At 51.7% G+C, this 8,997-nt stretch carries 9 protein-coding genes; 2 read left to right on the top strand and 7 right to left on the bottom strand.

What is annotated here, in order from left to right:
- Positions 1 to 348 precede the first annotated feature (348 nt).
- Positions 349 to 1,143, top strand: a complete 795-nt coding sequence (locus ACTHSP_RS14535; RefSeq protein WP_440346335.1) for a 3'-5' exonuclease — start codon at positions 349 to 351, stop codon at positions 1,141 to 1,143.
- 84 nt (positions 1,144 to 1,227) lie between these two features.
- On the opposite strand, the gene prmC is transcribed toward ACTHSP_RS14535, so the two are convergent.
- The 6 genes from prmC to tldD all read right to left on the bottom strand — a co-directional run bounded on the left by prmC (position 1,228) and on the right by tldD (position 7,028).
- Positions 1,228 to 2,040 (bottom strand): peptide chain release factor N(5)-glutamine methyltransferase, encoded by an 813-nt coding sequence (gene prmC, locus ACTHSP_RS14540; protein ID WP_049350818.1) that lies wholly within the window; start codon positions 2,038 to 2,040, stop codon positions 1,228 to 1,230.
- Between the two features lie 415 nt (positions 2,041 to 2,455).
- Positions 2,456 to 3,310, bottom strand: a complete 855-nt coding sequence (locus tag ACTHSP_RS14545) for an amino acid ABC transporter substrate-binding protein (protein ID WP_049350819.1) — start codon at positions 3,308 to 3,310, stop codon at positions 2,456 to 2,458.
- Positions 3,311 to 3,383: 73 nt separating this feature from the next.
- Positions 3,384 to 4,115 carry an amino acid ABC transporter ATP-binding protein gene (locus ACTHSP_RS14550; protein ID WP_049350820.1) on the bottom strand — a complete coding sequence of 244 codons (732 nt, stop codon included), beginning with the start codon at positions 4,113 to 4,115 and terminating at the stop codon, positions 3,384 to 3,386.
- 1 nt (position 4,116) lies between these two features.
- Positions 4,117 to 4,785, bottom strand: coding sequence for an amino acid ABC transporter permease (locus ACTHSP_RS14555; protein ID WP_049329486.1), 669 nt, complete (start codon positions 4,783 to 4,785; stop codon positions 4,117 to 4,119).
- Positions 4,775 to 5,434, bottom strand: a complete 660-nt coding sequence (locus tag ACTHSP_RS14560; RefSeq protein WP_049350821.1) for an amino acid ABC transporter permease — start codon at positions 5,432 to 5,434, stop codon at positions 4,775 to 4,777. The genes ACTHSP_RS14555 and ACTHSP_RS14560 overlap by 11 nt, the downstream gene beginning before the upstream one ends.
- A gap of 151 nt (positions 5,435 to 5,585) precedes the next feature.
- Positions 5,586 to 7,028 carry a metalloprotease TldD gene (gene tldD, locus ACTHSP_RS14565; RefSeq protein ID WP_440346336.1) on the bottom strand — a complete coding sequence of 481 codons (1,443 nt, stop codon included), beginning with the start codon at positions 7,026 to 7,028 and terminating at the stop codon, positions 5,586 to 5,588.
- Between the two features lie 256 nt (positions 7,029 to 7,284).
- Here tldD and ACTHSP_RS14570 point away from each other — a divergent pair, with 256 nt between their 5' ends.
- A complete protein-coding gene (locus tag ACTHSP_RS14570; RefSeq protein ID WP_049351498.1) occupies positions 7,285 to 7,785 on the top strand; it encodes a DUF4189 domain-containing protein in 501 nt (166 codons plus the stop codon).
- A 393-nt stretch (positions 7,786 to 8,178) separates the two neighbouring features.
- Here the strand turns inward: ACTHSP_RS14570 and ACTHSP_RS14575 are convergent, their stop codons facing one another.
- Positions 8,179 to 8,985, bottom strand: coding sequence for a cell division protein (locus tag ACTHSP_RS14575; RefSeq protein ID WP_440346337.1), 807 nt, complete (start codon positions 8,983 to 8,985; stop codon positions 8,179 to 8,181).
- Between the last annotated feature and the right edge of the window lie 12 nt (positions 8,986 to 8,997).

Here is an 8,997-nt window from a genome sequence, read left to right on the forward strand (position 1 = left end):
CTTCAGAAAAAAATACTTGGCAAACTGTAAAAATTCGCGTAAATTTCACTACATCAAATTACAAAACGTTCAGACGGCCTCGCCGGTTTTAGATACTTTTGTAAGCAATTTTCTGATATTGCAAGAAATTGCGGTATCTTTAGAGGATTTCGGTGCAATACCCGAAATGAAAGTTTACTGATGCAGAGTTGAGCTGCATCTGTAAAGCCGCAGGTGAAAGCCTGTATTGTTTGTGAAGCGTAAATCTCTGATTTGAGGTATTGGGGCAATCCTGTGGGGGATTGCCTCTTTTTTTATCTGCGCCGTCATGCCACAATGACATCATCCCTTATCCAACCCGATCACGCCATGACTCCGATACTCGCCTTCGACATCGAAACCATTCCCGACGTAAACGGCATCCGCCAGCTTTACGATTTGCCAGCCGATTCGCCCGACAACGAAGTCGTCCTGTTTGCCCAACAGCAACGCCGCGCCAAAACCGGCAGCGACTTTATGCAACACCATCTGCACCAAGTCGTCGCCATCTCCTGCTGTATGCGCTGGGGGCAAGACAAAATCCGCGTCAGCACCATCGGCGATCCCGAAGACAGCGAAGAAATCATGATTGCCAAGTTCTTCGAGGTCATCGAAAACTATACGCCACAACTCGTCAGCTGGAACGGCGGCGGTTTCGACCTGCCCGTCCTCCACTACCGCGCCCTGATACACGGCATCAGCGCCGCCCGCTATTGGGACATGGGCGACGGCGATTTTGGCGACAGCCGCGACTTTAAGTGGAACAACTACATCAGCCGCTACCACACCCGCCATTGCGACCTGATGGATTTGCTCGCCCTCTACCAACCGCGTGCCAGCGTGCCTTTGGACGATATGGCCAAACTCTGCGGCTTCCCCGGCAAATTGGGCATGGACGGCAGCAAGGTTTGGGACGCCTATCATGCAGGCCGTCTGAAAGACATCCGCGACTATTGCGAAACCGATGCCGCCAATACCTATCTCATGTATCAACGCTTCCGCATGATGAGCGGCGCGCTCGATGCCGACGAATACGAAGTCGAAATCAAACGCATCAAACATTATCTGGCCGCAGAAGCCGAAGAAAAACAACACTGGGCGGAGTTCGTCGCTGCTTGGCATTAAACCAGGCCGTCTGAACAGCTAAACCAAAAAACCAAAAGGGCGTGATCGACACGCCCTTTTTTATATTCCGACAAATCATGCCCGCTAAGCAGGCAAACGCCCCAGCGTGACCCTGTCCAATCCAGCCAAATCCTGTTCGGTTGCCACTTCGACAAAACCGTTCTCCAACATAATATTCCGTACTGCTTCGCCTTGGTCATAGCCGTGTTCAAACAGCAGCCAGCCGTTGGCTTTCAGGTATTTTGGAGCTTCTTGGGTAATGTGGCGGATATGGCTGAGGCCGTCTGAAAAGTCGGTCAGCGCGTTTTGCGGTTCAAACCTCAAATCGCCTTGCGACAAATGTTCATCGCCATCCTCGATATACGGCGGATTGGAAACAATCACATCATATCGGCCTTCAGACGGCCTGTCGGTATCAAACCACGAACCCTGCGCAAACTCGACTTTTGCGCCCAATTCGGCCGCATTTTGACGGGCAGTATCTAAAGCACCGACGCTGATATCGGATGCGCGAACATCGGCATTAACGCGTTCAAGCGCGACGGTCACGGCAATGGCGCCGCTGCCCGTTCCCAAATCCCACACGCGGCCTTGCGGCGGCAAGCGTTTGAGCACGGCTTCCACCAAATGCTCGGTTTCAGGGCGTGGAATCAGTACATGGGGATTGACGGCAAAACGTCTCCCGTAAAATTCACGCTCGCCCAACAGATAGGCCATCGGCTCGCCTTTCAGACGGCGTTGCACCAGCCTGTCCGCCCGCTGCCGGACTTCGTCCGGAATTTCTTCCACGCCCCGTGTCAACAACTGCACGCGCGTATATCCCGAAGCATATTGCAGCAGCATTCTTGCTTCATTTTTAGGCAGTTTTGACAAGCCCAACCATTCGTCAAACGTCATTTTTTATCCCGTCTGCCGCCGATGCGGCTCGAACATTTTTTCCGGCTTTGCGGCACGCTTATTCAAAAAATATCATTTTCGCTTTGAAATTATATAATAAAGAAAAACACCTTATCGCCGTTTCGATACCATAGGAATTTATCCGAATAACAGAAACGCTCCGCCATCATTCCGCGAAAGCGGTCATCCGGAAACATAAGGCTGAAGCGATTTTCGGGAATGACGATTTGAAAGTTGCCCGAAATTCAAAAACAAGCGAAACCGAACGGGGCGGATTCCCTTCCAAGCGGCAACAACGGAATAAATAAAAAACAATGATATAGTTGATTTTACTTTGAATTTGCGATATTTGTGGCAGCTGAAAAAATCCGCACCCGCCTTCAAATGCGGATACGGATTTTCTTGTTAAACAAACTTATTCGGCCAACAATGCTTCCGGTTTGACTTTTTCGCCATACACGGGCAACAGGGTTTTTTCATAGGCGGCTTTCAGACGGCCGTCTTTTTTCATGGCGGCGATTTCGCCGTTGACCCAGTTCAAGAGATCGGCGTTGCCTTTTTGGACGGCGGGTGCGATAAATTCGGCAGGGCCTAAATTACCGATGGCGACTTCAAAATCCGGGTTTTCTTTCGCCCACGCCCACAGCAGGGCGTTGTCGTGGGCAAGTGCCGCGCCGCGTCCGTCTTTCAGCGCGTCGAAGGTTTCGGTGTTTTGGTCGAATTTCAGCAGTTTGACTTCGGGATGGCTTTTGGTGAAGAAGGCGTCGGCGGTGGTGCCTTTGTTGACCAGCAGGGTTTGGTCTTTCAGTTGCGCCACGTCGGTAATCGGTTTGCCTTTGGGGGAAACCACGCCCAATGCCACTTTCATGTAGGGGTCGGCAAAATCGACAGCTTCGGCGCGTTCGGGGGTTTTGGTGAAGTTGGCCAGGATGAGGTCGACTTTGCCGGAACGGACGTATTCAACGCGGTTTGCAGCCTCGGTCAGGACGAACTCGACTTTGTCTGGGCTGCCGAGCAGGTCTTTGGCCAGGTCTTTGGCAATTTCAACGTCAAAGCCTTGGTTTTTGCCGTTTGCGTCAACATAGCCGAACGGAGGTTTGTCGCCGAATACGCCGATACGGATGACGCCTTTTTCTTTAATGGCGGCAACGGTTGCCGCGCCGCTGTTTTGTGAAGATTGGGGGTCGCCGGAGCCGCTTCCGCAGGCGGTCAGACCGACGGCGATGGCGGCGGAAGCGAGTAGCGCTTTGAATTTTGCGTTCAGTTTCATTGGGAATCTCCTTTTTGAATGTTTGCTTGGAATAGAATGCCGTCTGAAAGGGTTTCGGACGGTTTGCGGTCAATCAGTAGTCCATACCTGCCAGAAATTGGCGGGCACGCTCGCTTTTGGGTGCGGAGAAGAAGGTTTCGGGATCGGACGATTCGACGATGCCGCCTTTGTCCATAAAGACGATGCAGTCGGCAACTTTGCGGGCGAACCCCATTTCATGGGTAACAATCAGCATGCTCATGCCTTCGCGGGCGAGTTCCAAAACCACTTCCAAGACTTCGCGCACCATTTCGGGGTCGAGTGCGGCGGTGATTTCGTCCAACAAAATCACTTCCGGATTTAGGCACAGGGCGCGGACAATGGCGATGCGCTGTTTCTGGCCGCCGGAAAGTTCGCGCGGATAGGCGTTTTTGCGGTCGGATAAACCGACGCGTTCCAACAGTTTGTCGGCTTGTGCTTCCGCTTCGGCGCGGTTGCGGTTTTGTACTTTTACCGGGCCTAAGAGGATGTTTTCGATGACGGTCATATGGGCAAACAATTCATAGCTTTGAAAGACCATGCCGACTTTTTGCCGGGCGGTTTGCCAGGAAACGTCTTTACCGAATTCGCCAACACCGTCCATCACGATGCTGCCGCCTTGGTGCGGCTCCAAACCGTTGACGCAGCGCAGGAGGGTGGATTTGCCGCAGCCGGACGGACCCAATAACACAATCACTTCGCCTTTTTCCAAGTCCAAATCTAAGGATTGAATGGCGGTTACGCTGCCGTATTGTTTGTGCAGCTTGCGGATGCTCAATAAAGCCATATCAGTGTTCCCATTTTTGTTCCAGCTTTGCCGCCAACAGCGACAGCGGCCAACAGCATAAGAAATACAGCATAAAAATCAGGCCATAAACCCAAAATGAGGCATTGGGCTGCGTCAGCAGAGAGTTTTCAATAATTTGCTGTCCCACTTTGACCACTTCAATCACGCCGATAAGCGAGGCGAGCGAACTGGTTTTAATCATTCGCGTAAACAAATTAACCGCCCCCGGCAAAGCGCGGCGGACACCTTGCGGCAATTCGATGTAGCGGAACACTTGACGACGGCTCAAACCCAGTGCCAAGCCCGATTCGACTTGATGTTTTTCAATCGATTCCAATGCGCCGCGCACCAAATCGCCCATTTCGGCGATGCCCCAAAGCGTAAAAACCCAAACGCAAACCCAAAATCCGCCGATGTGTATGCCCGTCCACACGGACAAACCGAAATACAGGCCGAACAGCCACACCAAAATCGGCACGATGCGGATGGTTTCGAGATAAAACCGTCCGATAAGGCGGACAAGCCGGTTGCGCGAACGCAAAACCAGGCCGAACAACGTCCCCAATACGCAAGAAGCCGCAACAGAGATTAAAGAAATTTGTGCCGTTAAGAGCAGGCCTTCGCCCAAACGTGCCGCATTTTTTCCTTCAAAAAGCCAGTCAAACGCCATATTTCGCCCTCCGTATGCGGTTTTCCAATCGCCGCACCAACAAAGAAACAGGCAGCAGGATAATCAGATAAGCGGCAAACAGCAGGAACAATGCCTCGTTGGTTTTATAGTCCATACCAATCACATCTTTGGTAACAAACAACAATTCCGCAATACCGACCGCGCTAATAACGGATGTTTCTTTCATTAAAAACAATATATTAGCGGCAAAAGCCGGAAAAGCGACTGCCCAAGCCTGCGGCAATTCGACATAGCGGAACACTTGAAATCGGCTCAAACCAACGGCTTTGCCCGCCTCGACCTGCCCTTTTGGCACTGCCAAAATGCCGGCGCGGACGGCTTCCGCCATATAGCTTGCGCCCAAGAAAACCAGCGCGATCACGCCGCAGGTGAAACCGTCCCATTTGATGCCCATTTTCGGCAGGCCGTAATACAGGAAAAACAACTGGATCAACAGGGGCGTATTGCGCGACAGTTCGATATAGGCGCGTGCCAATGCGTAGAAAGGGCGGATGCGGTATGCCGTTACCACGGCGACGGGCAGGCCGAACAGCAACGACAAAACAACGCCGTAAACGGACAATTCCAGCGTCAGCTTTGCCGCATCGGCGAATTTGGGTATGGCATCGATCAGATAAGGCCAGTTCATCAGAATCAGACAATCAGCTTAACGAAAGGCGGTATTTTAATGAACTTGTAAGATAATGTTAAAGAATTCTTGGGAATATCAAACATCATAAAAAAGAATAAGGCGATGCCGTCTGAAAAAACTTTCAGACGGCATCGTACTGGATTCCGCGTCAGATTGCGCTGCCGCCGACGGTCAGCCCGGCATCGATACGCAAAGTCGGCTGCCCCACGCCGACGGGGACGCTCTGCCCTTCTTTGCCGCACACGCCGACACCGCTGTCCAACGCGGTATCGTTGCCTATCATGGAAACATGTTTCAGCACTTCGGGGCCGTTGCCGATGATGGTCGCGCCTTTGACAGGGTATTGCAGTTTGCCGCCTTCCACCCACCACGCTTCGGATGCGCTGAACACGAACTTGCCGCTGGTAATGTCCACTTGTCCGCCGCCAAAGTTGACCGCGTAAATGCCCTTGTCGATGGACGCGATGATTTCTTCCGGCTCATAGCTGCCGTTTTCCATAAAGGTATTGGTCATGCGCGGCATAGGCGCAGAAGCGTAACTTTCGCGGCGGCCGTTGCCAGTCGATTGCGTGCCCATCAGGCGGGCGTTGGTTTCGTCCTGCATATAGCCGACCAAAATGCCGTCTTCAATCAATACAGTGCGGCGGGTTTCGTTGCCTTCGTCGTCGATATTGAGCGAACCGCGTCTGTCAGCAATATCGCCTTGGTCCACAACGGTAACGCCTTTGGCGGCCACGCGCTCGCCGATTCGGCCGGAGAAAAGGCTGGTTTCTTTGCGGTTGAAATCGCCTTCCAAACCATGTCCGACCGCTTCGTGCAACAACACGCCCGGCCAGCCGTTGCCCAAAACGACGGTCATCTCACCGGCAGGCGCAGGACGGGATTCGAGATTGGTCAGGGCTTGTTTAACGGCGGAATCGACAAACCGATGCACCAAGTTCTCATCGAAATACGCCAAATCATAACGCCCGCCGCCTCCCGCACTGCCCTGCTCTCGTCGCTCGCCCTGCTTGGCAATGATGGTAACATTCATGCGCACCATCGGGCGGATGTCGGCAGCGTGTTTGCCGTCCAAACGGGCGATGTACACCATGTCGTATTCGCAGGTCAAACCGGCCATCACTTGCACGATACGCGGATCGGCGGCTTTGGCCAGCGTTTCGACTTTGTTCAACAGCGCGACTTTGGCAGCGGAATCAAGGCTGGCAATAGGGTCAATCGCCATGTGGACAGGCTTGCCGTAGGCAGGTGTCGGCACTTTGACGCTGGCCTCGCTACCGGCCGCACCGATCACGCGCACGGCTTTGGCAGAGCGGTTGATCGAATCAATACACAGGCTGTCGGCGTAGGCAAAAGCGGTTTTATCGCCCGAAACGGCACGCACGCCCACGCCCTGATCGATTTGAAAACTGCCCGATTTAACGATGCCTTCTTCCAGATGCCAACTTTCATAGGCAGTACGCTGACAATAGATGTCGGCATAATCAACATGGTTGGCGCCGATAATGCTCAGGCTTTGGGCGAGCAAATCGGGGGAAAGATGGTTGGCTTCGAGCAAATCCCGCTGTACGGCGGCGTAGGTTTGTTGCATAATTTTTCAGACGGCCCGACAAGCAGGCAAAGTTAATTTGGCCTTGATTATACGGTATTTTATATGGCTTTGGATATGTTGATTGCTTGGGTTTATGAGTGATTGAAACAAATCAAAAGGCCGTCTGAAAGATAGGGGCGAAATGTTTGCCTTGCCCTATTTCAACGTCAGCCGCGTAAAGAAGATAACAAATCATCGTATGATTGATGCAGCGCAGGCTGATAAAGATTCAAATAATAAATAGATTGGAATTGAAATGAAAAAGTTACTTGTTGTATTGCTAGGACTGGCAAGTCTTAATGTTTATGCTGCTGACCCCGTAACCAGAGGAGCATTACAAAACAATCCGGCGCTGTGTCAGTATGGCTATAACCCCAACTGTACATCGTCTCGTCAGTATCAACGAAATCAACCTACGGAAATTGTCAATATCGATGTCCCTTCAAAATATGGGGCTTGGGCAGTTAATACTAAAACAGGTATATCAGGTGGGGCACTCGAGATGGATTCACTTGCCGCTGCAAAAGAACTAGCCATTAAAACCTGCGAAGAGGATGGAAAAAATAAACCGTGTAAAGTTTTGGCTTGGGTTCGAAATGGCTGTATAGCAGTTGCTCAAAGAAAAGATGGAAAAGTCTTTTTTGGAATAACTTCCCCAGGCTTAGCTGAAACGGAAGCTTTGAGAAAGTGCCAAGCTTCAGGAAGGTTTCAATGTGTCATTAAAACTCCCGAAGGCTGCTCACTGCCTAAATTCTAATAAACAAAAGGCCGTCTTTATTCAGACGGCCTTTTCAATCATGGTAAAGCCAATACCGCAATTTAATTTCCATACAAAACAAATCATTACGATAAAACCCATTATTTTTTCAATTTTGCTATTGATAATAGTTATTATTAGCGTATAATCAAAACCACTCGGAAGACGTCCTAATCCGAGCCATTAAACGACAGATTTTATCCCCCCTCTTCCCCATTATCTCTTGATACTCGGAGTGCGCATATACGAAACATACCTGTTCCCCTTTATATCAGATACTCAAAACCGAAAAACACGAAACCCACTGCCGATACAGTGGGTTTCGTGTTATGTGCGTTCGGTTTATCAGGCTTGGGACTGCTGTTCAGGCCGTCTGAGACCGAATAGACCTGATTATCGGCAGGTTTTCATGTTCAATTTGCCATAACGGCCGACAATGTTTCTGATGTCTTGGGCATCGCGCTCATCGACCGCCATAAAGACCACGGTCATGCGCGCCACGCTCAAACCGGTATCGGGTGCGCTTCTGTCTTCCTGCTCGACAATGCGCGCGCCGCCGAAACCTGCGCTGGACAAGCGTGAAATCAAAACTTGGGCGGAAGAACGGCTGCGTGTTACGTCAATGCTGATTTCGCCGTTGTGAATGCTGCCGCTAAAGCCGCGGCTGCCTAAGGCATCAAGCTGGGCGGAAGTGTCGCCGTCGGCAGGCAAGACCACGCGGAAGGTTTTGGAAGAAGTCTCGCCAGCGGATGCGCCGTTGCGTTTTTCGATACTGCGGCTGGCGGCATGAGGCCATTTGCCCAACAGGCCTTTGATGCGGTGGTAGTCGTCTTCATCCATCACCACGGTGGCGCTGCTGGTACACAAGCGTTCCACGCCGGCCGCACCCATCTCTTCTTCGGCGGTGCGACGCTCTTGCGCCTCTTTCTCGCGGCGCATTTTTTCTTTTTTCTCTTTCAACTGCTGCGCTTCTTGCTTTTTACGCAAGGCTTCCGCTTCTTCTGATTCAGGTTCGGCCATAATCAGGCCGTCTGATTCGACCACCACCCAATCGGGTTGCGATGCCTGCTGAGGCTCGGCTTTGGGCGCGCCCAAAGAAGACGGGCGTAATAATTCGTGCGTACCGCCTTCCAAAGCAGATTCGGGTTTGGCGGTTTTATGTTGTGTCCGATAGGCAACCATGCTGCCAAAAACAATGATGTTGAGTGCGAC

The sequence above is a fragment of the Neisseria sp. P0001.S005 genome, assembly GCF_051963715.1.